Annotated in this window: 21 protein-coding genes and 3 pseudogenes; 11 read left to right on the plus strand and 13 right to left on the minus strand. The window is 67.4% G+C overall.

Annotated elements, in window-relative coordinates; translation table 11 throughout:
- The 3 genes and pseudogenes from DQP58_RS19035 to DQP58_RS19045 all read left to right on the plus strand — a co-directional run.
- A pseudogene (locus DQP58_RS19035) lies at positions 1 to 339 on the plus strand (HNH endonuclease signature motif containing protein); the annotation flags it as partial.
- Positions 340 to 462: 123 nt separating this feature from the next.
- Entirely contained in the window at positions 463 to 2,412 is a 1,950-nt protein-coding gene (locus DQP58_RS19040) for a flavin-containing monooxygenase (protein ID WP_112709800.1), read from the plus strand.
- Positions 2,413 to 2,422: 10 nt separating this feature from the next.
- A pseudogene (locus DQP58_RS19045) lies at positions 2,423 to 3,542 on the plus strand (alcohol dehydrogenase catalytic domain-containing protein).
- On the opposite strand, the gene DQP58_RS19050 reads toward DQP58_RS19045, so the two are convergent.
- The gene (locus DQP58_RS19050) at positions 3,453 to 4,364 is read right to left on the minus strand and encodes a class I SAM-dependent methyltransferase (RefSeq protein ID WP_112709802.1); all 912 of its coding nucleotides are present in this window, start codon (positions 4,362 to 4,364) and stop codon (positions 3,453 to 3,455) included. The pseudogene DQP58_RS19045 and the gene DQP58_RS19050 sit on opposite strands and share 90 nt — an antisense overlap.
- 65 nt (positions 4,365 to 4,429) lie before the next feature.
- Positions 4,430 to 4,861 (minus strand): D-aminoacyl-tRNA deacylase, encoded by a 432-nt coding sequence (gene dtd, locus DQP58_RS19055; RefSeq protein WP_112709803.1) that lies wholly within the window; start codon positions 4,859 to 4,861, stop codon positions 4,430 to 4,432.
- 51 nt (positions 4,862 to 4,912) lie between these two features.
- On the opposite strand from dtd, the gene DQP58_RS19060 reads away from it, so the two are divergent.
- Both DQP58_RS19060 and DQP58_RS19065 read left to right on the plus strand, forming a co-directional pair.
- Positions 4,913 to 5,218 (plus strand): MTH1187 family thiamine-binding protein, encoded by a 306-nt coding sequence (locus DQP58_RS19060; RefSeq protein ID WP_112709804.1) that lies wholly within the window; start codon positions 4,913 to 4,915, stop codon positions 5,216 to 5,218.
- A gap of 165 nt (positions 5,219 to 5,383) precedes the next feature.
- A complete protein-coding gene (locus DQP58_RS19065) occupies positions 5,384 to 6,688 on the plus strand; it encodes a competence/damage-inducible protein A (RefSeq protein WP_112709805.1) in 1,305 nt (434 codons plus the stop codon).
- 2 nt (positions 6,689 to 6,690) lie between these two features.
- Here the strand turns inward: DQP58_RS19065 and DQP58_RS19070 are convergent, their stop codons facing one another.
- Positions 6,691 to 8,043 carry a sialate:H+ symport family MFS transporter gene (locus tag DQP58_RS19070; RefSeq protein WP_430916283.1) on the minus strand — a complete coding sequence of 451 codons (1,353 nt, stop codon included), beginning with the start codon at positions 8,041 to 8,043 and terminating at the stop codon, positions 6,691 to 6,693.
- Here DQP58_RS19070 and DQP58_RS19075 point away from each other — a divergent pair.
- Together DQP58_RS19075 and DQP58_RS19080 are read left to right on the plus strand one after the other, a co-directional pair.
- Positions 8,042 to 9,109 (plus strand): amidohydrolase family protein, encoded by a 1,068-nt coding sequence (locus tag DQP58_RS19075; RefSeq protein ID WP_112709807.1) that lies wholly within the window; start codon positions 8,042 to 8,044, stop codon positions 9,107 to 9,109. The genes DQP58_RS19070 and DQP58_RS19075 overlap by 2 nt on opposite strands.
- Before the next feature lie 47 nt (positions 9,110 to 9,156).
- The gene (locus DQP58_RS19080; RefSeq protein ID WP_066876664.1) at positions 9,157 to 9,552 is read left to right on the plus strand and encodes a phage holin family protein; all 396 of its coding nucleotides are present in this window, start codon (positions 9,157 to 9,159) and stop codon (positions 9,550 to 9,552) included.
- Here DQP58_RS19080 and DQP58_RS19085 read toward each other — a convergent pair.
- The 7 genes and pseudogenes from DQP58_RS19085 to DQP58_RS19115 all read right to left on the minus strand — a co-directional run bounded on the left by DQP58_RS19085 (position 9,549) and on the right by DQP58_RS19115 (position 13,946).
- Entirely contained in the window at positions 9,549 to 10,505 is a 957-nt protein-coding gene (locus DQP58_RS19085; RefSeq protein WP_112709808.1) for an FAD-dependent oxidoreductase, read from the minus strand. The two genes, DQP58_RS19080 and DQP58_RS19085, sit on opposite strands and share 4 nt — an antisense overlap.
- Positions 10,506 to 10,613: 108 nt before the next feature.
- Positions 10,614 to 11,162: pseudogene (locus DQP58_RS19090) on the minus strand (hypothetical protein); the annotation flags it as partial.
- Positions 11,163 to 11,200: 38 nt separating this feature from the next.
- Positions 11,201 to 11,695, minus strand: coding sequence for an SRPBCC family protein (locus DQP58_RS19100; RefSeq protein WP_112709809.1), 495 nt, complete (start codon positions 11,693 to 11,695; stop codon positions 11,201 to 11,203).
- A complete protein-coding gene (locus DQP58_RS19105; RefSeq protein WP_112709810.1) occupies positions 11,695 to 12,336 on the minus strand; it encodes a nitroreductase family protein in 642 nt (213 codons plus the stop codon). Before DQP58_RS19105 ends, DQP58_RS19100 begins: the two co-directional genes overlap by 1 nt.
- Before the next feature lie 21 nt (positions 12,337 to 12,357).
- Positions 12,358 to 12,498 carry a hypothetical protein gene (locus DQP58_RS26865; RefSeq protein ID WP_165827916.1) on the minus strand — a complete coding sequence of 47 codons (141 nt, stop codon included), beginning with the start codon at positions 12,496 to 12,498 and terminating at the stop codon, positions 12,358 to 12,360.
- A 75-nt stretch (positions 12,499 to 12,573) separates the two neighbouring features.
- Positions 12,574 to 13,557, minus strand: coding sequence for an NAD(P)H-dependent flavin oxidoreductase (locus DQP58_RS19110; protein ID WP_112709811.1), 984 nt, complete (start codon positions 13,555 to 13,557; stop codon positions 12,574 to 12,576).
- Positions 13,554 to 13,946, minus strand: a complete 393-nt coding sequence (locus DQP58_RS19115; RefSeq protein ID WP_112709812.1) for a tautomerase family protein — start codon at positions 13,944 to 13,946, stop codon at positions 13,554 to 13,556. The genes DQP58_RS19110 and DQP58_RS19115 overlap by 4 nt, the downstream gene beginning before the upstream one ends.
- Before the next feature lie 109 nt (positions 13,947 to 14,055).
- On the opposite strand from DQP58_RS19115, the gene DQP58_RS19120 reads away from it, so the two are divergent.
- The gene (locus DQP58_RS19120) at positions 14,056 to 14,925 is read left to right on the plus strand and encodes a LysR family transcriptional regulator (protein WP_112709813.1); all 870 of its coding nucleotides are present in this window, start codon (positions 14,056 to 14,058) and stop codon (positions 14,923 to 14,925) included.
- 21 nt (positions 14,926 to 14,946) lie between these two features.
- On the opposite strand, the gene DQP58_RS19125 is transcribed toward DQP58_RS19120, so the two are convergent.
- Positions 14,947 to 15,546, minus strand: coding sequence for a TetR/AcrR family transcriptional regulator (locus DQP58_RS19125; RefSeq protein WP_112709814.1), 600 nt, complete (start codon positions 15,544 to 15,546; stop codon positions 14,947 to 14,949).
- 110 nt (positions 15,547 to 15,656) lie between these two features.
- Between DQP58_RS19125 and DQP58_RS19130 the strand changes: the two genes are divergently transcribed.
- Positions 15,657 to 17,225 carry a phytoene desaturase family protein gene (locus DQP58_RS19130; protein ID WP_112709815.1) on the plus strand — a complete coding sequence of 523 codons (1,569 nt, stop codon included), beginning with the start codon at positions 15,657 to 15,659 and terminating at the stop codon, positions 17,223 to 17,225.
- Between the two features lie 9 nt (positions 17,226 to 17,234).
- On the opposite strand, the gene DQP58_RS19135 is transcribed toward DQP58_RS19130, so the two are convergent.
- Positions 17,235 to 17,843, minus strand: coding sequence for a YbhB/YbcL family Raf kinase inhibitor-like protein (locus tag DQP58_RS19135; RefSeq protein WP_112709816.1), 609 nt, complete (start codon positions 17,841 to 17,843; stop codon positions 17,235 to 17,237).
- Positions 17,844 to 17,908: 65 nt separating this feature from the next.
- Positions 17,909 to 18,358: an SRPBCC family protein gene (locus tag DQP58_RS19140; RefSeq protein WP_112709817.1), complete on the minus strand. Its 450-nt coding sequence runs from the start codon at positions 18,356 to 18,358 to the stop codon at positions 17,909 to 17,911.
- Between the two features lie 192 nt (positions 18,359 to 18,550).
- Here DQP58_RS19140 and DQP58_RS19145 point away from each other — a divergent pair, with 192 nt between their 5' ends.
- Positions 18,551 to 19,264, plus strand: a complete 714-nt coding sequence (locus DQP58_RS19145) for an MBL fold metallo-hydrolase (RefSeq protein ID WP_112709818.1) — start codon at positions 18,551 to 18,553, stop codon at positions 19,262 to 19,264.
- 245 nt (positions 19,265 to 19,509) lie between these two features.
- Positions 19,510 to 21,798 (plus strand): isocitrate lyase ICL2, encoded by a 2,289-nt coding sequence (gene aceA / locus DQP58_RS19150; protein ID WP_112709819.1) that lies wholly within the window; start codon positions 19,510 to 19,512, stop codon positions 21,796 to 21,798.
- Positions 21,799 to 22,307 lie beyond the last annotated feature (509 nt).

Raw genomic sequence — 22,307 nt, forward strand, 5'->3', positions numbered from 1 at the left:
TATCACACCAAGCGACTGGCATCACCCGGCCAACGAATTGTCTTGTACGCCAAGGACCGTGGGTGCTCGCATCCCGGTTGCGACGTGCCGGGCTACTACTGCGAAGTTCACCACGTCACCGACTACAGCAAGTGCCACACCACCGACGTCAACGACCTCACCTTCGCCTGCGGCCCGCATCACCGCCTGCTACGGCCGGGCGGCTGGATGACCCGAAAACGCGCCAACGGCGACACCGAATGGATACCGCCGCCGCATCTCGACCGGGGCCAACCCCGAACCAACACCTTCCACCACCCCGAAAAAATCCTTGCGGACCCGGACGACGACGATCCCTGACGGCGACGATCCGTAGCTGCCAACGTCTTGATCCCACGCCGAGCGAGCGGGTAGCGTAGTGCTGCCAATTACGAAACCACGCGTAGCGTAATTGGCTCCCAAACCACCGAAAGGTTTCCCGCGATGCGCAGCCGCTATGCCGGCGATCCCTTCACCACAAGCACATCCGAGATCGCCGCCGCGCTAGAGGATGTCAGCATTCCCACGCTGTTGCTCTCGCTCGTCCACATCACCGGTGACCCGCGGTTCATCCGCGACTTCAAGCAGATGGGCATCTTTCTCAATGAGGTCCAGGGGTTCATGTCAGAGGACGACCAGGCGCGGGCACGCGCCGGGGCCCTGTCGGTCATCACCGACTATCGCGACCGCGGTTGCCCCGAACCGCAACCGCTGAGCCCCGAACTCATCAGGGAGATGATTGACTGGGCGGCTTGCGAACACGTGCCCGACGACTACTTGTCGCTGATCTCCGAAGAGCTCGACCTCGACGGCGTCGACCCTCGCCGGCCCGCCACGTTGCCCGCCGAGCGCACCGCCGAACTTCCGGTCCTGGTCGTGGGATGCGGCGAATCGGGCATCCTGGCCGGCGTGCGCCTCAGGCAGGCCAACATTCCCTTCACCATCATCGAGAAGAACGCGGGCCCCGGCGGAACCTGGTGGGAGAACGGCTATCCCGGCGCCCGGGTGGATGTGGCGAACCATTTCTATTGCTACAGCTTCGAACCCAACAACGACTGGACACACTTCTTCGCCGAGCAATACGAGCTGCAAGACTATTTCACCAAGGTCGTCGACAAACACGGCCTGGCGGAGCATGTGCGTTGGCGGACCGAGGTTCTCGCGGCCGAATGGAATGACGACGACGGCGCGTGGAGCGTGTCGCTGCGCTCGTCCGACGGTCATGCGACCACCGTGCGCGCCCGCGCTCTCATCACCGCGGTCGGGCAGCTGAACCGCCCGAACATTCCCATGTTCGACGGCGCGGACACCTTCGCGGGGCCGTCATTTCACTCGGCGGCCTGGGATCATTCGGTAGATCTCAAAGGCAAGCGGGTCGCGCTCGTCGGCGCCGGCGCCAGCGGATTCCAGATCGCCCCCGCGATCGCCGAGGACGTGGAGCACCTCACCGTGTTTCAGCGGACCGCGCAGTGGATGTTCCCGAACCCGATGTATCACGACGAGGTCGGCGACGGGGTGCGCTGGGCGATGCGCCATCTTCCGTTCTACGGCAGGTGGTATCGCTTCCTGGTGCTCTGGCCCGGCTCCGACAAGGGTCTCGACGCGGCCGAGGGCGACCCAGGATACGCCGACCAGGAGCACGCCGTCAGCGACATCAACGCCGCCGCCCAGATGATGTTCTCACAGTGGATCACCAGTCAGGTGGGCGAGGATTCCGAGTTGCTGGCCAAGGTGATGCCGGACTATCCCGCCTGCGGCAAACGCACCCTGCAGGACAACGGCAGTTGGCTGCGAACGCTGCAGCGCGACAACGTCGAATTGGTCCGCACGCCCATCGACAAGATCACGCCGAACGGCATCGTCACCCGTGACGGCGTGGCTCATGACGTCGACGTCATCGTGTACGCCACCGGGTTTCGGCACACCGACGTGCTCTGGCCGCTGAAGGTCACCGGCCGTAACGGCACCGATCTGCTTGAGATGTGGGGGAGCCGGCCGTACGCCTACCTCGGCATCACGGTCCCGGAGTTCCCGAACTTCTTCATCGTCTACGGCCCGGGAACTCATCTGGCCCATGGCGGCAGCCTCATTTTTCAGTCCGAGCTGCAAATGCGCTACATCGATCAATGCCTGGCCCGACTGGCCGAAACCGGCGTGCATTCGCTCGAGCCGAGACCCGAGGCCGCCGCCGATTGGCACCGCCGGACGCAGACCCAGATCAAGAAGATGGTGTGGTCGCATCCGGCGGTCAAGCATTCGTATTTCAAGAACGCCGACGGGGAGATCCACACCGTGAGCCCGTGGCGTCTCAACGAATACTGGTCCGCGGTGCGCGAGCCCGATTGGTCACAGTTTGTAGTCCGAACGAAAGATTCAGCGCCACAGGGAAAGTGAGCACGTCAATATGCGCACCGTAGTCGTTGATGGGCCCCGCAGCATTCGGGTGGACAACCGGCCCGATCCGGCCCTTCCGGGGCCCGACGGAGCGATCGTCGAGGTGAGCGCCGCCGGCATCTGCGGATCCGACCTACACTTCTACGAGGCCGACTTTCCGATGCCCGACCCGATCGCGCTCGGCCACGAAGCCGTCGGCACCGTCGTGGAAGCCGGGCCGCAGGTGCGCAACGTCAAGGTCGGCGATCAGGTGATGGTCTCGTCGGTCACCGGTTGCGGCGCGTGCCCGGGCTGCGCCACCCGCGATCCGGTGATGTGCCACTCCGGATTTCAGATCTTCGGCGGCGGCGTGCTCGGCGGTGCGCAGGCCGACCTGCTCGCCGTGCCCGCCGCGGATTTCCAGCTGCTGAAGATGCCCGAGGGCATCAGCACCGAACAGGCGCTGCTGCTCACCGACAACCTGGCCACCGGCTGGGCCGCGGCGCAGCGGGCCGACATTCCCTTCGGCGGCACGGTGGCGGTGATCGGCTTGGGCGCGGTCGGCCTGTGCTCGCTGCGCAGCGCGCTGTTTCAAGGTGCGGCAACGGTTTTCGCGGTCGATCAGGTCGATGGCCGGCTACAGCGGGCGGCCCGGGGGGGCGCGACGCCGGTGCAGGCGCCGGCGCTCGAGGCGATCCTGGCCGCCACCGGGGGCCGCGGCGCCGACGCGGTGATCGACGCCGTCGCCACGGACGCCTCCCTGACCGAGGCGATCAACGCCGTCCGGCCCGGCGGCACAGTCTCGGTGGTCGGCGTGCACGACATGAATCCGTTCCCCCTCAACGCGCTGGGCTGCCTGATCCGCAGCACGACGGTGCGGTTCACTACCGCACCGGTGCAGCGCACCTGGCCGGAACTGATTCCGTTGCTGCAGTCGGGCCGACTCGACGTCGACGGGATCTTCACCACCACAATGCCGTTGGACGAGGCGGCCAAGGGCTACGCGAGAGCGGAGTCGCGTTCGGGCGACGACGTGAAGGTCCTGCTGAAACCCTAGGTGCTCAGCGGGTCGCCGTGATGTATTGGGACCGCATGAAGCTGTCGATCTTGACGTCGACGTCCGGCGGGGTCATACCGTAGCCGGCCTGTAGGTCGAGCGTGTTGCGGACGGGTTCGACGGCCCAATCGTGGGCCGCCAGCCACTCCGCGGGGTCGGACTGGGGTTCGTAAGTCAGGGCCGAAAAGTCCACGTTGCCGGACACATTCACCCCGGGGTGGCTCGCTTCCAGGGCGTGGAGCTGGTCGTGGTCCAGTCGCGATCCCAGCGCGCCGATGGCGATCCGGCTGCCCGGCGCGCTGAGCCCGCTGATCCGGGTGAAGAGCGCGTGTTGCGCCTCGTCGGTGAGGTAGGGGAGCAGCCCCTCCACCGACCAGGCGCTCGGAATCTCCACGTCGAAGCCGGCCGCTTCTAACGGCCGTGACCAGTCGGTGCGCAGATCGGCGGCGACCTCGACGCGACGGGCCTTCGGGGTCGCGCCCTGCTCACCGAGAACGCGGGCCTTGAATTCCAGGACCTTCGGCAGATCGACTTCGAAAACCCTTGTGTCTTGCGGCCATTCGAGCCGATACGCCCGCGAATCCAGCCCGGCGGCGACGATCACCGCCTGCCGGATGCCCGCGGCTCCCGCGGCCTCGAAGAAGTCGTCGAAGAAGCGGGTCTGGACTCCGTAGAGGCGCGGGAAGGCCGTCTCGTCGTCGGAGGTACCGGGGTTGGCAAGCACACCCGCCAGATACGGGTCCTGCGAGGCGGCAATGAAGACTTTTGCGTATTCGTCGCGCACCAACGGCCGCGGGCTCACGGCGTGCAGCGCTCGCCATCCCGCGACGAGCAGCGCCGTGTATCCCACGCTGCTGACGATGTCCCAGTTGTCGTCGTCGGAACGGAGTGACCCGAAGTCGGGTGTCGTGCTCATGGTTGCCCTCCCGTCGGCGCCGGCGATGACACGCCGCCGGGTCCACGGTACCCGTGGGCGCGGGCTCACAGCTCCAAGAGCACCGTCACCGGACCGTCGTTCACCAATTCGACCTGCATGTTCGCGCCGAACACCCCGGTCTGCACCTCGGCGCCCGACCGCCGTAACGCCTCGGCGAACTCCGTCACCAGCGGCTCGGCGACCGCTCCTGGGGCGGCCGCGTTCCACGACGGGCGGCGGCCCTTGGCGGTGTCGGCGTACAGCGTGAACTGACTCACGACCAGGATGGGTGCGTTGACATCGGCCGCGGAGCGTTCGCCGGTGAGAATCCTTAGCTGCCAGAGCTTCTCAGCGAGCCGTCGCGCCTTGTCGCCGTCGTCGCCGTGGGTGACACCGACGAATGCCAACAGGCCCTGACCAGCGGGACGGATCGCGCCCACCACCGCGCCGTCCACCGAGACCGTTGCCGACGAAACCCGTTGCACCAACACCCGCATGGGCCTCGATGGTGCCAGACCGGCCTCGCGGATCTTGGGTACGCTCGATGAATGTCTGTGCTCGTCGCGTTTTCCGTCACCCCGATGGGGGTGGGCGAGGGGGTCGGTGAGATCGTCGCCGAAGCGGTTCGGGTGGTGCGCGATTCCGGGCTGCCCAACAACACGGATGCGATGTTCACCGTCATCGAAGGCGAGACCTGGGCGGAGGTCATGGCCGTGGTGCAGCGTGCGGTCGAGGCGGTGGCCGCCCGGGCGCCCAGGGTCAGCACGGTGATCAAGGCGGACTGGCGCGCCGGGACGACCGACGCGATGACGCAGAAGGTCGCCACCGTCGAGCGTTACCTTTCCGACGGCTAGCTGTCGTGACCTGAGAGGTCAGCTACGCGGGGCCGCCGAGTGCGGTGTGGCCGCGTTGGTGATCGCGTCGAGTTCAAGCCGGGTGACGTCCTGTATCACCTCTAACTCGATCATGGGCTGATCGTCCTTCCGAATTGTCCTTCCGGATGAACGTCCTCGGAGCCCATGCGTAGGCTCAGGGCGGTGAGCGCACGCGCAGGAATCGTTGTCACCGGAACCGAGGTCCTGACCGGTCGGGTGCAAGATGCGAACGGCCCCTGGATCGCCGATCGCCTGTTGGAGCTGGGCGTCGAGCTGGCCCACATCACCATCTGCGGTGACCGGCCGGCCGACATCGAAGCGCAGCTGCGGTTCCTGGCCGACCAGGGCGTGGACCTGATCGTCACCAGCGGGGGCCTGGGGCCGACGGCCGACGACATGACCGTCGAGGTGGTCGCGCGCTTCTGCGAGCGCGAGTTGGTGTTGGACGCCGAGGTCGAGGAGAAGATCGCCGACATCCTCAAGAAGCTGATGGGCCGCAACCCCGCGTTCCAATCCGCCTTGGATCCCGGCACTTTCGAGTCGCTGCGGGCAGCCAATCGCAAGCAGGCCATGGTGCCGGCCGGGGCGCAGGTGCTCGACCCGGTGGGGACCGCTCCCGGCGTCGTGGTGCCCGGCAAGCCGACGGTGATCGTGCTTCCTGGTCCGCCGCGCGAGCTGCAGCCGATGTGGCACACGGCCATCGAGACGCCCGCGGCGCAGGAGGCGATCGCCGGCCGGACCGTCTACCGGCAGGAGATGCTGCGCATGTTCGGGCTGCCGGAGTCGGGACTGGCCGAAACACTGCGCGAGGCCGAAACGGCCGTGCCTGGCTTCGAACAGCTGGAGATCACCACCTGCCTGCGGCGCGGCGAGATCGAGATGGTCACCCGCTACGAGCCGGACGCCGCGGACGCATACGCGCAATTGACCAAGCTGCTGCGCGAGCGGCACGGGCATCAGCTGTACTCCGAGGACGGTTCGCGCGTCGACGATCTGGTGGCCCAGCTTCTGGCCGGCCATCGCATCGCGACGGCGGAATCCTGCACCGCGGGCCTGCTGGCCGCGCGGCTGACCGACCGGCCCGGGTCGTCGGATTACGTGGCCGGCGGCGTCGTGTCTTACTCGAACGAGGCGAAGGTGGAGCTGCTCGGCGTCGACCCCGCGCTGATCGACGCGCACGGCGCAGTGTCCGAGCCGGTGGCCGAGGCGATGGCCGCGGGTGCGCTGCAACGCTTCGGCGCCGACACCGCGGTCGCGATCACCGGAATCGCCGGCCCGGGTGGGGGTACCGAGGAAAAGCCGGTGGGCACAGTCTGTTTCAGCGTGACGGCCGCCGGCCGGACCGATACCCGCACGCTGCGGCTACCCGGCAACCGCTCGGATATCCGGGAGCGCTCGACCACGGTGGCCATGCACCTGCTGCGACGCCTACTGGACAACGGCGACTAGCCTCACGTCACTTCGCTTGCCAGAAAAGCGCTTTCGGTGGTGCCGAACCGGATTCCGGTGGCGTCCTTTCCAATCAGCGTCAGCCCCGCCACCGCGATCAGCACCGGCACGATCGTCGCCGCCAACGCGAACGGGTAACCGTGCGATTCGGCGAGGCGTTCCTGGATCGGTAGGTTGAACGCCGCCAGCAGGTTGCCCAGCTGATAGGTCACCCCGGGATAGAGGCCGCGGATCGCGTCCGGCGACATCTCGGTGAGGTGCGCGGGAATCACGCCCCACGCGCCCTGCACGAAGAGCTGCATCAAAAACGAACCCAGGCACAGCATCGCGGCGCTGCGCGAGTACGCGAACAACGGGACGATGGGCAGCGCCAGGATCGCACAGAAGACGACGGTGTAGCGGCGGCTGAAGCGCTGCGACAGTGTGCCGAAGACCAGGCCTCCGACGATGGCGCCGACGTTGTAGACCACCACGATCCACTTGACCGTCGTGCTGGACAGACCGGCGCCCTGATTGGCGTGCGCCCCCAGGAAGGTGGGATAGACGTCCTGCGTGCCGTGGCTCATCCAGTTGAAGGCCGTCATCAGCAGCACCAGGTAGATGAACCGGCGAATGATGGCGCCGCTACGCAGCACGTCGCGGATCCGGGTCTTGGTGAGCTTCATCTGGTCCTGGGCGGCTTCCCACACCTCGGACTCCTCCACGCGGTAGCGGATGACCAGGCTGATCAACGCGGGGACGATGCTCAGACCGAACAGCCACCGCCACGACAGCCCGATCCAGTCGATCACCACCAGCGAGGCGACGCTGGCCAGCAGGTAGCCGAACGCGTACCCCTCCTGCAGCAGCCCGGAAAAGAACCCGCGCCGCTCGACGGGAACCTTCTCCATGGCGAGCGCGGCGCCCAGCCCCCATTCGCCGCCCATGCCGATGCCGTACAGCAATCGCAGGATGACGAGCACGGTGAAGTTGGGTGCGAATGCGCACAGGAAGCCGACCACGGAATAGAACATGACGTCGACCATCAGCGGCAGCCTCCTGCCGACGCGGTCGGCCCACAGCCCGAACAGCAGCGCGCCGACGGGCCGCATGATGAGGGTGGCCGTGGTGACGAACGCGACCTCGGCCTTGCTGTGGTGGAACGTCTTGGCGATGTCGGCGTAGACGAGCACCACGATGAAGTAATCGAAGGCGTCCATCGTCCAGCCCAGTAGCGCCGCGATGAAGGAGTTTCGCTGATCGGCGGTCAACTTCTGACGAGGGCGTTGTGTGGTCACGTCAGCATCGTGGCTTACCCAGCGCGCGGGCGCGAGTTGTTTCACCTTGTGGACTGCGAGAGTAAGTTCCGGATACATGCGGATCATCGACGCCGACGGACACGTGGCCGAGAATTCCTCGCTGGCAATCGAAGCGATCAAACGATGGCCGCAGCACGTCAAGCCCAGCACCGACGGCCGGCCGGGATTGACGCTCGAGGGCCGCAGCTACCCCGAGGACACGGGGCCGGGCGCGGGTTGTCCGCCCGAACACGGGATCAGTAAGGCGCCCGACATCAACTGCCGCTCACCCGAGGGCGTGCTGGGCGACGCCGATCGCGACCACATCGACACGATGGTGCTCTATCCCAGCATGGGGTTGTGCGCGCCCAGCCTCGAAGACCCGGAGTTCGCCGCGGGATTCTCGAGGCTGTACAACCAGTGGATCGCGAACTACTGCGCCTCGTCCGGTGGCCGGTTGCGCGGCGTCGCCGTCACACCGATCGAGCACGGCCGCGTCGCCGTCGATGTCATGACGGAGGCCAAAGAGCTTGGGCTGGTTGCCACCTTGGTGCCGCCGGCGCTCAAGAGCCGCAACCTCGACCACCCCGACCTCGATCCGTTCTACGCCGCCGCCGTCGACCTCGGCATGCCGTTGGGGGTGCACGGCGCCCCGGGCATTCACCTGCCCAAGATCGGTGTGGACCGTTTCACGAACTACATTCAGGTGCACTGCATCAGCTTCCCGTTCGACCAGATGACGGCGATGACCGCGATGGTCTCGGGCGGTGTCTTCGAGCGTCACCCCGAGTTGCGGGTCGCCTTCCTCGAGGCCGGCGCGGGCTGGGTCCCCTTCTTCATCGATCGGCTGCACGAGCATTACGAAAAGCGCGGCGACTGGGTCAAGGGCGGCTGGCGCCGCGATCCGCACGACTATCTGGCCGCGGGCAACATCTGGGTGACGTGCGAACCGGAGGAACCGATCCTGCCCGGTGTGATCGACGTGCTGGGCGATGATTTCATCATGTTCGCCAGCGACTACCCGCACTGGGACGGTGAGTGGCCGGAAAGCACCAAGCACCTGCGCACGCGAACCGACCTCAGCGAGGACTCGCGGGAAAAGATCGGCGGCTTGAACGCGCAGCGCTTCTACAACCTGAACTGAGCTCTGCCGCTTACTCCCGAGCCCAACGGGTGGCAGGATTTGCGACCATGGGCCCATTTCTGTTGCGCGCCGCATTGACCGGCCTGGCGCTGTGGATCGTCACCCTTTTCGTGCACGGCCTGAGCTTCGTGGGCGGGGACACCAAGCTGGAACGCGTCGGCATCATCTTCGTCGTCGCCGTGATCTTCGGGTTGGTCAACGCGTTCATCAAGCCGATCGTCCAGATCCTGTCGATCCCGCTGTACATCCTGACGCTCGGTCTGTTCCATGTCGTCGTCAATGCGCTGATGCTGTGGATCACCGCGCGGATCACCGAGCACACCACGCACTGGGGATTGCAGATCGATCACTTCTGGTGGACCGCGATCTGGGCCGCGATCGTGCTGTCGATCGTTAGTTGGTTGCTGTCCTTGGTGATTCGGCGTACCGGCGCCCGGCGCTAGCCGTCGGTTGCCAGGCTCACCACGTCGCGCGCACAACCCCAGGACAGTGTGACGCCGTTGCCGCCGTGCCCGTAGTTGTGGATGCACCATGCCCGCCCCAGCGGCTCGGCCGCCACCCGCACCGACGGGCGGTCGGGACGCAGGCCGGTGATCACCTCGATCACCTCGGCGTCCTCGAGTCGCGGCTCGACGCGGCGGCAGCGCCGCAGGATGCGTTCGGTCACGTCGGCGTCGGCCGCGGTGTCCCAACGCCCGGGGATGCTGATGCCGCCGCAGACCACCCGTTGCGGATGGGGGAAGTAGCAGGTCCAGTCCGGGCCGCCGTCGATTTCCAGAAACAGTTGCCGCAGACCGGGATTGGAGAGCACCACGTGCTGGCCGAACAGCGGTTGCATGGTGTCGTCACCGGCCAGCGCGCCCGCGGCCAGGCCGGCGCAGTTGACGACGATGCCGGCGGCGTCGGCGGCCTCGTCGAGCGTCCGCACGGCATGATCCTCGATCTCGCAGCCGGCCGACGCCAGCCGCCGGGTGAGGTAGTCGAGATAATGCGGCATGTCGATCATCGGCAGGGTCGCGCGAAACCCGCTGCCGGAGCCCTCGGGGAGATCGGCCGGGTCGGCCGGCCCCAGGTCGGGAATCAACGCCGCCGCCGCCGATGACATCGCCTCGGTCGCGGTCAGCTCACCGGCGGCAAGCGCCGGCGCCAGCCGCACCCCGGAGTCGGGTTCGCCGGCAAGCTCGGTGAACACCCGCAGCGAGTGCTCGGTCCACACCAGCGTCTCGGCCGCGCGATCGGCGGGCCTTGGGGGCAGCCAGACCGCGCCGGCCACCGCCGATGTCGTCTGCTTGCCCGTCGCGGCCGCCCATACCCGTACCGGCCAGCCCGCCTCGGCCAGACAGATGGCCGACGTCAACCCGCTGACGCCGGCGCCGACGACGACGATCTGCTGCATAGGTGATCAGGAATGCGGGGCCTGGGGGGCCGGCGAAGCGGGTGAAGCCGCCGGGGCCTGGGGGGCCGGCGAAGCAGGTGAGGCCGCCGGGGCCTGGGGGGCCGGCGAAGCCGACGGTGCCCGCTGGGCACCCCCGCCCAGCAGGCTGTTGAGGATGCCGAGCGTGCCCTGCACACCCGCGGGCGGCGCGCTCGACGGCACCGCGGCGTCCGGCGTCAGCTGCCAGGGCTGACAGCCCGAGGTTTTGAACGCCTTGTCGCCCGGATCGATCTGCACGACCTGCGGTTTCTTGGACATGGCGTTGTCGATGATGTTGCCGTCGGGGTTGCCGGTCCGCTTCCAGTAGCAGGTGCCGTCGCCGACGGGACCGCCGGAGCTGTATATGCCCGGGGCGATGTCGCTACCCACGGCGTAAATGCCGTCCTTGTCGATGGACGTCTTCGGTTCCGCCGGTGCGGGCGAGGCCCCCGGAGACGCGGCGGGCGACGGCGAAGCCCCCGGTGCCGGCCCGGGCGCCGGCCCCCGTGTCTCGTCCGGATCGGCGCTGGCGACGACCGCGGATGCGGCCCAGCCCGCGACCATCAGACTCGCAGCGACCACCCTCGCCGCAGCAGGTACTCCCATAGAGATCGAGGGTACCGGGGTGGACAACCTAATTCATACCGTTGTGAAATCCTCGCGGTGGCGAAGAACGGCTAGTCGAGCCGCCGCACCCGGCCCGCGTATCCGAGTGCGTGCTCGTAGGTCTCGAGGTTGTCACGGGAGATCTTCGCGTGCACCGGGCGTTCGAGAAAGAAGCGCAGCACCGGGTTGTAGGCGTGATACGTCTCGTGGAATGTCAGCACGGTGCTGCCGTCCGGCTGCTCTTCGAGCCGGTGATATCCCTCGGCGCGCGACCACAACGGCGCGCCGACGGCGACGTAGCGCGACAGCTTGTTGAGTTCTGCCTCGGTCACGGTTTCCCAGGATCGCGCCCTACCGCCGGTCAGCAGGTATTTGGGCACTTCGAAGGTGCAGGTGCGGACCAGGCCCTCGCCGGCTTCGTTGCCCTCGTTGAGGATTTTCATGCTGCCGGTGGGCCACTCGAGCACCCGCGGCCGCGGGGCGTTCGGTGGGGCCGGCGGATGCAGCACCCGCCACACTTTGTGCGGCGGCGCATCGACGTGGAATCGCACGGTGTAGGACCGCATCAGCCGGCTCCGGCGGGCCGTTCCCAGGTGTCCCAGTAGGTGATCGTCTCCGCGGGCGGCCGCTTGGCCGGCCGGAAGTCGGTGCCTATCGTGTAGGCGACGGGGAACAGCGCCGCCTGCGTGACGGTCGGCGGGATGCCCAGCAGCTCGGCGACCTCCTTCTCCTTGAACAGATGCATCGTCGTCCACACCGATCCCAGCCCGCGCGAGCGCAGCGCCAACAGAAAGCTCCACCCCGCGGGGATGATGGATGCCCAGGCCGCCGCGGCGATGCCCGGTTCCGCGGTGTCGATGCGCTCGGTGAGGCAGGGGATGACGTGCACGGGCACCTCCGCCAGCGTTTCGGTCAGGCTCATCGCGCTCTGGTACACCCGCTGCGTCTGGGCGTCGGTCGCGGTGTCGGCCGCGTAGGCCAGGTACTCGGCGCCGATGCTGCGGTAGATCTCGGCGATCGCGGCGCGCTTGTCCGCGTCGGTGATGACCAGCCAGCGCCAGTTTTGCGTGTTGCTCGCCGTGGGCGCCTGTATCGCCAGCTGGATGCACTCCAGGATCACGTCGCGACCGACCGGGCGGGTCAGGTCGAGGCGTTTGCGGACCGACCGTGTGGTGCTCAGCAGCTCGTCGACGGTGGCGATGTCCATGGGTTCCTTTCCGATGGGTGATCAGAGGTCGATGGCGCAGGACAAGTCGATGCAAAGACGTTGGCGCGCAGGGTATCCCGGATAGCTGGCGGATGCGGCGACGTTGACGTCGATCATGGCGGCTTCACCGCCGGGGCCATCCGGCATGTTGATACGGGCCATCGCGCACTCCTGCCCGCGCAGATAAGGCGGAAATAGGCTAGCCAGCTGAGCAAACCAGACTCGTCGCTCGGCTGTCTAGGGCGCGGCGTCGCGGTTGAGGATGCGCTTGGCGTCACCGACCATCTCGGCGACGATCTCCGCGGCGGGCCGGACCTCGCGGATGCGCCCCACCCCTTCGCCGGTGAGGATGGCGGCGGTGTCGAAATCCTCTGCGGTTAACGCTTTTTCGTAGGCGTCGATCGCTTCGGGCAGCCGCGCCGACAGCTCGGCCTCGTTGCCGTGCCAGGTGTCCAGGAAGGCGTTGTTCAGGGCCCGTACGGTGTATTCGGCGGGCCAGTCGAGGCGGCGCACAACGTCGTAGACCCGGGTGCGCACGGTGTCGTCTCCGCCGGCCGCCAGGGCGCGCCGCTGCGCTTTGGGTGAGACGAGCGCTTCCGGCGTCGCCCAGAACCGGGTACCGACGACGGCGCCGTCGGCTCCCAACGCCAGCGCGGCGGCCAACCCGCGGCCATCGCCGACGCCACCCGCGGCCGCCACCAACGTGGCCGGCGAGCGGTCCGCCACGAAGTCGACGACCTCGGGCACCAGGGTGAACGTCGAGCGCACGCTCATGCCGTGTCCGCCGGCCTCGCCCCCCTGCGCCACGATGACCTCCGCGCCGGCATCCAGCGCGCGACGGGTCTGATCGAGGTTCTGCACCTGCGCGATCAGCGGAACACCGGCCGCGTGGATACGATCGGCGAAGGGCGCCAACTCGCCGAACGACAGCATCACGGCCGCCGGACCCCTTTCCAGCGCGACGTCGAGCACCCCCGGATTGCGGGCCAGGCTCCAGGTGATGAACCCGTATCCGACCCGGGCGCAGGCGGCCCGGTCGATCTGCATCTGCAGCCATTCGGCGTCGGCATAGCCCCCACCGATGAGCCCCAGTCCGCCCGCCCGTGTCACCGCCGCCGCGAGCCGGCCCCCGGAGACCAGGGCCATCGGCGCGAGCAGGATTGGCTGCTCGATTCCGAACAGGTCGGTCAGGCGTGTCGGCAAACCCGTGGCGGTGCTCACTTGAGTTCACCGGTGAGGAACTGGGCCCTCCCGTGACCGAAAGACCAGTCCTCGTCGTCGTTTTCGGTGACCGAGACGATCAGGTCGGCGGGTTCGAGACCGCACCGGTCGGCGAGGCGCGACGCCAGCAGTTCATAGAACTTCTGCTTGAGCTCGCGCGGCCGCCGCCGGCTCACCACGTGCAAGACCACCTGGCGAGACGATCGATCGATACCCAGACCGGTGTCCAGCGCGACGATTTCGTGCGCCGGGTGGGTGTGCACCACCTGGTAGCGATCCCGCGGCGGAACGCCGAACGCTTCGACCACCGTGTCGTGGATCGCGTCCAGCAGCGTACGAACCTCCGACGGCGTACGACCCTCGATGAGGTCGATATACAACAGCGGCATTTTTCCTCCTGCGAACCACAGCGCGGATTGCGCCCTCATTGCAACCGACGGTAGGTCGCCGGCAATCCCACGTGAAATGCCTTGTGTGAAGGATCTATGCTCATCGGGCATGGACGTGGTGCAGGCCGGCCGAGTCGAGTTGCGTCATCTCCGGGCATTCGAAGCGGTGGCGCGCCTCGAATCGTTCACGCTGGCCGCCCAGGAACTCAGCATCACCCAGCCCGCGCTGAGCCGAACCATCAAACAGCTCGAAGACGCACTCGAAGCGACGCTGCTGGACCGCAGTTCGCGCCACGTGGCGACCACCCCGGCCGGGCGGGTCTTCCTCGGTCACGTCGAGCGGGTCCTGGCCGAGCTGGGGCGTGGCGTCGACGCCGTCCGGCAACAGGCGAGCATCCGCCTGGGATTCAGCTGGCTGCTGCCCGACCCATGGGCGCAGGACACCGTCGCGCGGTTCGAGCGGACCACTCGGACCACGGTCAGCCTGATCCGCACCGACGACGCGCTCGGGGCGGTCCAGCAGGGCCGGGTGGACATCGCCCTGGTGCGCGGGCACGTGACGTCGACCGGCGTTCGAATCGTGCACCTTTTCGATGAGCCCCGGGTGGCGGTGTGCTCGGTGCATTCGCCCCTGGCCAAACGGGCGAAGCTGGACTGGGCCGAGGTGCCACGGTGGCCGCTGGTGGTCAACACGGCCAGTGGCACCACCGGGCCCTGGTCGTGGCCGGCGGGGGATGGGCCCGAAATCATAGTCGAGACAACGAATTTCGACGAGTGGATCGAATCCGTCGCGGCCGATCGGGGCATCGGGGTCATTCCCGACGTTGCGATCAGGCGCAACATCCACCCCGGCGTGCGGTTCGTCGCGTTGCGGGGGGCGCCCGACATTCCCGTCGCGTTGGCGTTTGTGAAGCGGGCCAACGGCCCCGTACTGCGGCGCTTCATCGAGGCGGCCGTGGACGCCGCGGCAAACCAGTGACGGATTCGGTTGAGGGTGCCGTCACGCCAACGGCGCCAGGCCGGAGCGCACCAGATCCAGACTCGCGGTGACGTCGTCGCCGAGGTCGCCGGAACAACCTCTGCGGCCCCAATTCTCCACCGCTGCAACCAGTGCCGCGGCGATCGTGCAACCCGCAACCTCGGCGAACAGATCGATGTTCGCTAGCTGCGGGTTGCGTGCCCTGACGAAGTCGGTGAGCACGCGGGCGAACGAGGACTGCACGACGCGCAGGTGCCCGGCAATCCGCTCGGCGCTGATCAGTTCCGCACGGGCGGTCGCGGCTTGGCGCACCACTTCGAGGTCGTGCGGGAAGGTAGCGACGCTGGCCAGCACGGCATCGAACAGCGATTCCGACGGCGGGCGCTGGGCAAGCGCTTCGGCCAGCCACTCCAACTGGGTCTCGTAGTCGGCGAAGAGCACGGCTTCCTTGGTCGGGAAATGCCGGAAGAAGGTGCGTTCGGTGACACCCGCCTCGCGAGCCAGCTCCGTGACGGTGACGTTGGCAAACCCCTTGCGCGCGAAGCTCTTCAACGCCGCTTGGCGAAGCGCCTCGTGCGTCGATCGTCGCCGTTGTTGATGGCGGTTGCCCGGGCTGGTCATCAGCGGTGATCGTATCCCAGGCGAGCGGGTCAGAACTGACATCTTCCAATTGTGTCAGTACTGACATATTCTGGCACGCAGTTACCGGACGGAGACGAGGGCCCCCGAACATGAGCGACACGAACTACGACGCGATCGTGGTTGGCGCAGGGCACAACGGGCTGACCGCCGCGGCGATCCTGCAGCGGGCGGGCTTGCGCACCATTTGCTTGGAAGCCAACACCTATGCGGGCGGCATGGCGGCGACGGTCGAATTGATCGACGGCTTCCGCTACGAGATCGCCGGTTCGGTGCAGTTCCCCATATCAGGTGAGCTCGCCAAGGACCTCGGTCTGGACACGCTGCCGGCGGTGGAGCCCGACGTGATGTCGACGAACATCGGTGAGCACGGCGAAGAGCCGATGATCTTTTACCGCGACCCGGTGCGGCTGATGACTCATCTGAGCGACAAGCACGGGGTGGACGCGGTCACCGGCATGACCGAATTGATCGGCTGGAGTCGGGGACCGGCGAAGGCACTGGGCCGCTTCGACGTCCGCCAACCGCCCAAGACCCTCGACCAGATGTATGCCTGCGCGGCCGACGACAACGAACGCCGGGCGATCCACGAGATGCTCTTCGGCTCGGCCATGGACGTGATCGACCGCTATCTGCCCGACCGAGACAGGCACGCGGTCATACGTGGGATGCTGGCATTCCTGGCCGTCAACTCGACGTACCGTGGCCCGTACACTCCGGGCAGCGCAACATGTTTGGCGTTCGCGCTGGCCGTGCCAGACGACAGCACCGCGATGATGACCAAGCTGCGGGGCGGCATCGGCGCGCTCACCGAACACCTGCGTGAGCTCTTTGTCTCCCACGGCGGCGAAATCCGGTTCCGCACCAAGGCCGAGGGGATCCTGGTGACCGGGCGGCGGGTGACCGGCGTGCGGCTACGCGACGGGTCGACTGTCTCGGCGCCGATCGTGGTATCCAACCTGTCGCCCGACATCACGCTGACCGAGCTGGTCGCACCCGAACACGTTCCCGCCCAACTGGTCTCGCGTGTCTCCGGCCGCGACCACCGGGCCTCGTTCGTGCAGATCCACTTCGCGCTGGACGGGCTGCCCGAATTCGCCCCGCCCTATGAGTTCCTCAATGAGGAAGGCATGCAACAGTCGATCGGAATCTTCGGGTCACCCGAGGAGCAACAGCTGCACTGGGAAAACTGCCGCCGGGGCGTCGTTCCGGACAACCCGTCGCTGGGCATACAGATCCCGTCGGTGCACGACCCCGCCATGGCGCCGCCCGGCAAGCACGCGGCCAGCGCATTTGCTTACGCGTTCCCGGTCGAAGTCGCCCGCGACCAGCATGGCCATCTCAAAAACGCGATGGCGCAACAAGTTATCGACAAGATCACCCGGTTGGCGCCGAACTTCAAGGACATCGTGATCCGCCACATCACCTTCGCGCCCTACCACATGAACACCATGTTCGGTGCGCCCTCGGGCGACTTCTGCCACGGGCTGCTGCACCCCGACCTGATGGGCCCGAACCGGCCCGGCCCGAAAGGCTTTGTCGACATGCCCATCGAAATCGACGGTCTCTATCTCGCCGGCGCCGGATGCCACGGCGGGCCCGGCATCACGTTCACTCCCGGTTACAACGCCGCCTATCAGGTTCTCGACGATGCGTCGTGACGGGGCCGATCAGCCGCCGAAGACCCCGGTGAGCTGAGCCTGCGCGGTCGCGGCGCCGCCGATCGTCTGCGCCGCCTGCACCCCGGCCAGGCCGGCGGGCAGCTGATAGTCGTTGGGCAACTGATAGAGGGTGAAACGGTAGTGATGCGTGCCGGTTCCCGCCGGGGGGCAGGGCCCCTTGTACGCCGACTGGCCGGCCGTGTTGGGCAGCGCGGTCGCCCCGGCGGGGGTCTGACCTTCGGCGGTGCTTCCGGACCCGGGCGGGATTCCGACGACGACCCAGTGGACGTACAGCCCGTTGACGGCGTCGGGGTCGTCCACCACCAGGGCCGCGCCCAGCGGCGCCGACCACGCCAACGGAGGGGCGACGTCGGCGCCCTTACAGCTGTACTGCACCGGAATCGGGGTCCCGTCGGCGAAAGCGGGACTGCTGATGGACAGCGGTCCGTCGGCGGGCGCGCGCGGCGCCGTGCGACCGAGGGTGGTGATCTTCGGCGCCGACGACGTCGTCATGTGGCCATCGCCATGGCCACCACAGCCGGCCAGCGCCGGCGCCATCGCCAGCACACCGATGATCGCTGCTATTCGGTGCGGCCAGCCCGCCGGCTTAGGTTCCATGACTACCAGTCTGACTCGCGCGCCCACACTCGGGAAGGACCCGATTTCACCCGCGCGAGGCCAAGCTACTTGCCGCGCTGCTCGACTTCGAGGACCCGCTTGCGCAGTCCCTCGGTCGCGGTGTCCATCAGGCTCTTGGCCCCCTTCTTGACCAGAAATCCGGGGACGGGCGCCACCAGGTCGACGGTGAGCTCGAAACGGACCCGGGTGGTGGCATCCCCCTCGGGGGTCAGCGTGTACCGACCCTCTTGAGCGCGTTGTTGTTTGGAGCTGACCAACGTCCAGCCGACGCCGTCGTCGTGAACGGTGTAGGCGAGCTCCTGTTCGTCGCTGACGCCGACGAGCTTGACGACCTGTCTGGATCGCCTCGGATGGTTCTGGTCGTCACGTTCGAGCACCTCGACCTTCTTGTGCGCCGACGACCACTCGGTCAACGACTCGAGGTCGAACAGCACGTCCATGATTTCGTCGGGCGTCGCCTCGATGACGACTTCGCGGGAATCGGTGATAGCCATTCCGGGGTGATAACCCGAGTGGCCTGCGCCGAAACCAGTCCCACGGTGCCGTCTAGCGAGCCGTCTGGGCGCCGAGCTGCGCGAGTCGGGGCAGGACGACCTCGCGCCTGTCGACCATGTCCGACACATGAAACGGGCTCCGACATAAGAAACGGGCGGCGACCGCTAGCCGCGGCGGCTACCTTCCTGACTGTGCAACTCGCCTGGGAACGGTTGACCGCCACCGCGCGCCGCTGCCGGCTTCCGTTCTGCGACGTGACCGTCGGGCTGGTGTGGGGCCGCACCGGCGCATTGCTCGTCGACACGGGGACCACTCTCACCGAGGCCGCCGCGATCGATGCCGACGTCCGGCTGCTTGCCGGGCGCCCGGTGACCCATATCGTGTTGACCCACAAGCACTTTGACCACGTGCTGGGTGCGTCGGCGTTCGCCGGGGCGGAGGTCTTCTGCGCCCCCGAGGTGGTCGAATACCTTTCCTCGGCAACCGGCGACCTGCGCGAGGACGCGCTGCGTCATGGCGCCGACCCCGCGGAAGTGGACGCGGCGATCGCGGCTCTGCGGCCGCCGCGCGGTGGAGGTCACGACGCCGTCGTCGACCTGGGGGACCGGGCGGTGACGATCGCCCACCTCGGCCGGGGCCACACCGCGTCGGACTTGGTGGTGGTTGTGCCCGCAACGGAAGGCGACGAGCGGACCGTCGTGTTCACCGGTGACTTGGTGGAGCAGTCCGGGGACCCCGCGATCGAGGCCGACTCCGATATCACGGCGTGGCCCGCGACCCTGGATCGGCTGCTTGCGGTCGGTGGGCCCGCGGCGATCTACGTCCCCGGCCATGGCAGCGTCGTCGACGCGAGCTTCGTCCGCCGCCAGCGAGACTGGCTCGCCCGTCGCGCGGCGGCCCCGTGATCGCGATACCGTATCGAAAAGTATTGTCTCCCAAGGCGTGCAAGCCCCACCGCGCCGCGGTGCCCCGGTGTACCAACCTCCTATGCCAACCGGTGGTCCGCACCGGTCACCGGCCCGCCAACGAAAAGCTCTCGCAAGTACAGGGTGGGGCAACAGTTTTGGCTCAAGTCCTTCGACCCCTGATTGAACTGCCATACCCGGGGATAGACTCGCGTTCAGTGGAATCGTGAAGAGGAGCGTAAGACATGGCAATCATTGACACGGACACGCAAGTCCTGCCATCGTTCGAAGACGAGGTCGCTGCCACCCAGCGATACTTCGACGACCCGCGCTTCTCCCGCATCACCCGCCTCTACACGGCCCGCCAGGTAGCCGAGCAGCGCGGCACCATCCCCACCGACTACACCGTCGCCCGCAACGCGGCGGCCGCGTTCTATGAGCGGCTGCGCGAGCTGTTCGCCGAGAAGAAGAGCATCACCACATTCGGCCCGTACTCGCCCGGCCAGGCCGTCGCCATGAAGCGGATGGGCATCGAGGGGATCTACCTGGGCGGTTGGGCGACCTCGGCCAAGGGCTCCACCACCGAGGACCCCGGACCCGACCTCGCCAGCTACCCGCTGAGCCAGGTGCCCGACGACGCCGCGGTGCTGGTGCGCGCGCTGCTGACCGCCGACCGCAACCAGCAGTACCAGCGCGTGACCATGAGCGAGAAGCAGCGGGCGACCGCTACGCAGTACGACTACCGGCCGTTCATCATCGCCGACGCGGACACCGGCCACGGTGGCGACCCGCACGTGCGCAACCTGATCCGCCGGTTCGTCGAGGCCGGCGTGCCGGGGTATCACATCGAGGACCAGCGTCCCGGCACCAAGAAGTGCGGCCACCAGGGCGGCAAGGTGCTGGTGCCATCTGACGAGCAGATCAAACGGCTCAACACCGCGCGCTTCCAGCTCGACATCATGAAGGTGCCGGGCATCATCGTCGCCCGCACCGATGCCGAGGCGGCCAACCTGCTCGACAGCCGGGCCGACGAGCGCGATCAGCCGTTCCTGCTCGGCGCCACCAACCTCAACATTCCGTCGTACAAGTCCTGTTTCCTGGCGATGGTGCGCCGCTTCTACGAGCTGGGCGCCAAAGACATCAACGGTCACCTTCTTTATGCGCTCCCCGAGGGGGAGTACGCCGAGGCCGGGGCCTGGCTGGAGCGACAAGGCATCCAGGACGCCATCTCCGACGCGGTCAACACCTGGCGTGAGGACGGCCAGCAGTCGATCGGCGACCTGTTCGACCAGGTCGAGTCGCGCTTCGTGGCGGCCTGGGAGGACGACGCCGGGTTGATGACCTATGGCGAGGCCGTGGCCGAGGTACTCGAATTCGATGCCAGCGAGGGCGAGCCGGCCGAGATGAGCGTCGACGAGTGGCGGGCTTTCGCGGCGCGCGCGTCCCTGTACTCCGCCAAGAAAAAGGCGAAGGAGTTGGGCGTCGACCCCGGTTGGGACTGCGAGCTGTCGAAGACCCCCGAGGGCTACTACCAGATCCGCGGCGGCATCCCGTACGCCATCGCGAAGTCACTGGCGGCCGCGCCGTTTGCCGACATCCTCTGGATGGAGACCAAGACCGCCGACCTGGCCGACGCCAAGCAGTTCGCCGACGCCATCCACGCCGAGTTCCCCGACCAGATGCTGGCCTACAACCTGTCGCCGTCGTTCAACTGGGACACCACCGGCATGACCGACGAGCAGATGAAGCAGTTCCCCGAGGAACTGGGCAAGATGGGCTTCGTCTTCAACTTCATCACCTACGGCGGGCACCAGATCGACGGCGTCGCGGCCGAAGAGTTCGCCACCTCGCTGCAACAGGACGGCATGCTGGCGCTGGCGCGCCTGCAGCGCAAGATGCGTCTGGTCGAATCCCCTTACCGCACGCCGCAAACGCTGGTCGGCGGCCCGCGCAGCGACGCGGCGCTGACCGCGTCATCGGGTCGCACCGCGACCACCAAGGCGATGGGCGAGGGATCGACCCAGCACCAACACCTGGTGCAGACCGAGGTGCCGAAGAAGCTGCTCGAGGAGTGGCTGGCGATGTGGAGCGAGAATTACAGCCTCGGCGAGAAGCTGCGCGTGCAGCTGCGACCCCGCCGGGCCGGCTCGGACGTGCTGGAACTCGGGATTTACGGCAACGACGACGAGCAATTGGCCAACGTCGTCGTCGACCCGATCAAGGACCGGCACGGCCGGAGCATCCTTCAGGTCCGCGACCAGAACACCTTCGCCGAGAAGCTGCGGCAGAAGCGCCTGATGACGTTGATTCACCTCTGGCTGGTGCACCGCTTCAAGGCCGACGCGGTGATCTATGTGACGCCGACCGAGGACAACCAGTATCAGACGTCGAAGATGAAGTCGCACGGCATCTTCAGCGAGGTCTACCAGGAGGTCGGCGAGATCATCGTCGCCGAGGTGAACCGGCCCCGCATCGCCGAACTGCTGCAGCCCGACCGGGTCGCGCTGCGCAAGCTGATCACCAAGGAAGATTAGCCAGCCACCCGGCGGCGGCCGCCCGATCTACCGATGCGGCGACCGCTAACGGAGTCCGTAATGCGCGCCGGCTTGCACCGGCGCGCCGCCCGCGCCTGGCGCGGGCCGCTCCCACCACCCGCGCATCATCGCGCTGCCGCAGCCCGGCGCGGCCGCGACCGGCGTGCACATCGCCACGCTCGCCGCCTGCACGTGGGAGCGAACTGCTAGCCGACCGCTGTTCGCGATGGCCCATCACGCCTGCGTGATGGGCCATCTTCGTCCGGCACGATTTCGTCGCCCGAATCTGTTTGCGCGGCGAGGCCCCGGGGTAGGAAAAAATGGGCGGCGCGACGTGGCGCATGCGGAGATTGGGGGATCTGATGAGATCTGGGCCGAGGACGGCGGTCGCACTGTTCGGCGGTGCGGCGATGCTCGTGTTATCGGTCGCCTGCGGCGGCGGACATAAGGGCGGCCCCAGCAGCACCACGACCCCGACGACCACACCGTCCTCCAGCGTCGCGCCCTCC

It is taken from the genome of Mycobacterium colombiense (assembly GCF_003284975.1).
Lineage (GTDB): Bacteria > Actinomycetota > Actinomycetes > Mycobacteriales > Mycobacteriaceae > Mycobacterium > Mycobacterium europaeum_A.

What these genes read in the sequence shown, in the direction of transcription:
- DQP58_RS19040 (WP_112709800.1), top strand. Translation starts at nt 463, where the DNA reads ATGCGCAGCCGCTATGCCGGCGATCCCTTCACCACAAGCACATCCGAG.
- DQP58_RS19050 (WP_112709802.1), bottom strand. Translation starts at nt 4,364, where the DNA reads ATGAGCACGACACCCGACTTCGGGTCACTCCGTTCCGACGACGACAAC.
- dtd (WP_112709803.1), bottom strand. Translation starts at nt 4,861, where the DNA reads ATGCGGGTGTTGGTGCAACGGGTTTCGTCGGCAACGGTCTCGGTGGAC.
- DQP58_RS19060 (WP_112709804.1), top strand. Translation starts at nt 4,913, where the DNA reads ATGTCTGTGCTCGTCGCGTTTTCCGTCACCCCGATGGGGGTGGGCGAG.
- DQP58_RS19065 (WP_112709805.1), top strand. Translation starts at nt 5,384, where the DNA reads ATGCGTAGGCTCAGGGCGGTGAGCGCACGCGCAGGAATCGTTGTCACC.
- DQP58_RS19075 (WP_112709807.1), top strand. Translation starts at nt 8,042, where the DNA reads ATGCGGATCATCGACGCCGACGGACACGTGGCCGAGAATTCCTCGCTG.
- DQP58_RS19070 (WP_430916283.1), bottom strand. Translation starts at nt 8,043, where the DNA reads ATGTATCCGGAACTTACTCTCGCAGTCCACAAGGTGAAACAACTCGCG.
- DQP58_RS19080 (WP_066876664.1), top strand. Translation starts at nt 9,157, where the DNA reads ATGGGCCCATTTCTGTTGCGCGCCGCATTGACCGGCCTGGCGCTGTGG.
- DQP58_RS19085 (WP_112709808.1), bottom strand. Translation starts at nt 10,505, where the DNA reads ATGCAGCAGATCGTCGTCGTCGGCGCCGGCGTCAGCGGGTTGACGTCG.
- DQP58_RS19100 (WP_112709809.1), bottom strand. Translation starts at nt 11,695, where the DNA reads ATGCGGTCCTACACCGTGCGATTCCACGTCGATGCGCCGCCGCACAAA.
- DQP58_RS19105 (WP_112709810.1), bottom strand. Translation starts at nt 12,336, where the DNA reads ATGGACATCGCCACCGTCGACGAGCTGCTGAGCACCACACGGTCGGTC.
- DQP58_RS26865 (WP_165827916.1), bottom strand. Translation starts at nt 12,498, where the DNA reads ATGGCCCGTATCAACATGCCGGATGGCCCCGGCGGTGAAGCCGCCATG.
- DQP58_RS19115 (WP_112709812.1), bottom strand. Translation starts at nt 13,946, where the DNA reads ATGCCGCTGTTGTATATCGACCTCATCGAGGGTCGTACGCCGTCGGAG.
- DQP58_RS19120 (WP_112709813.1), top strand. Translation starts at nt 14,056, where the DNA reads ATGGACGTGGTGCAGGCCGGCCGAGTCGAGTTGCGTCATCTCCGGGCA.
- DQP58_RS19125 (WP_112709814.1), bottom strand. Translation starts at nt 15,546, where the DNA reads ATGACCAGCCCGGGCAACCGCCATCAACAACGGCGACGATCGACGCAC.
- DQP58_RS19130 (WP_112709815.1), top strand. Translation starts at nt 15,657, where the DNA reads ATGAGCGACACGAACTACGACGCGATCGTGGTTGGCGCAGGGCACAAC.
- DQP58_RS19135 (WP_112709816.1), bottom strand. Translation starts at nt 17,843, where the DNA reads ATGGAACCTAAGCCGGCGGGCTGGCCGCACCGAATAGCAGCGATCATC.
- DQP58_RS19140 (WP_112709817.1), bottom strand. Translation starts at nt 18,358, where the DNA reads ATGGCTATCACCGATTCCCGCGAAGTCGTCATCGAGGCGACGCCCGAC.
- aceA (WP_112709819.1), top strand. Translation starts at nt 19,510, where the DNA reads ATGGCAATCATTGACACGGACACGCAAGTCCTGCCATCGTTCGAAGAC.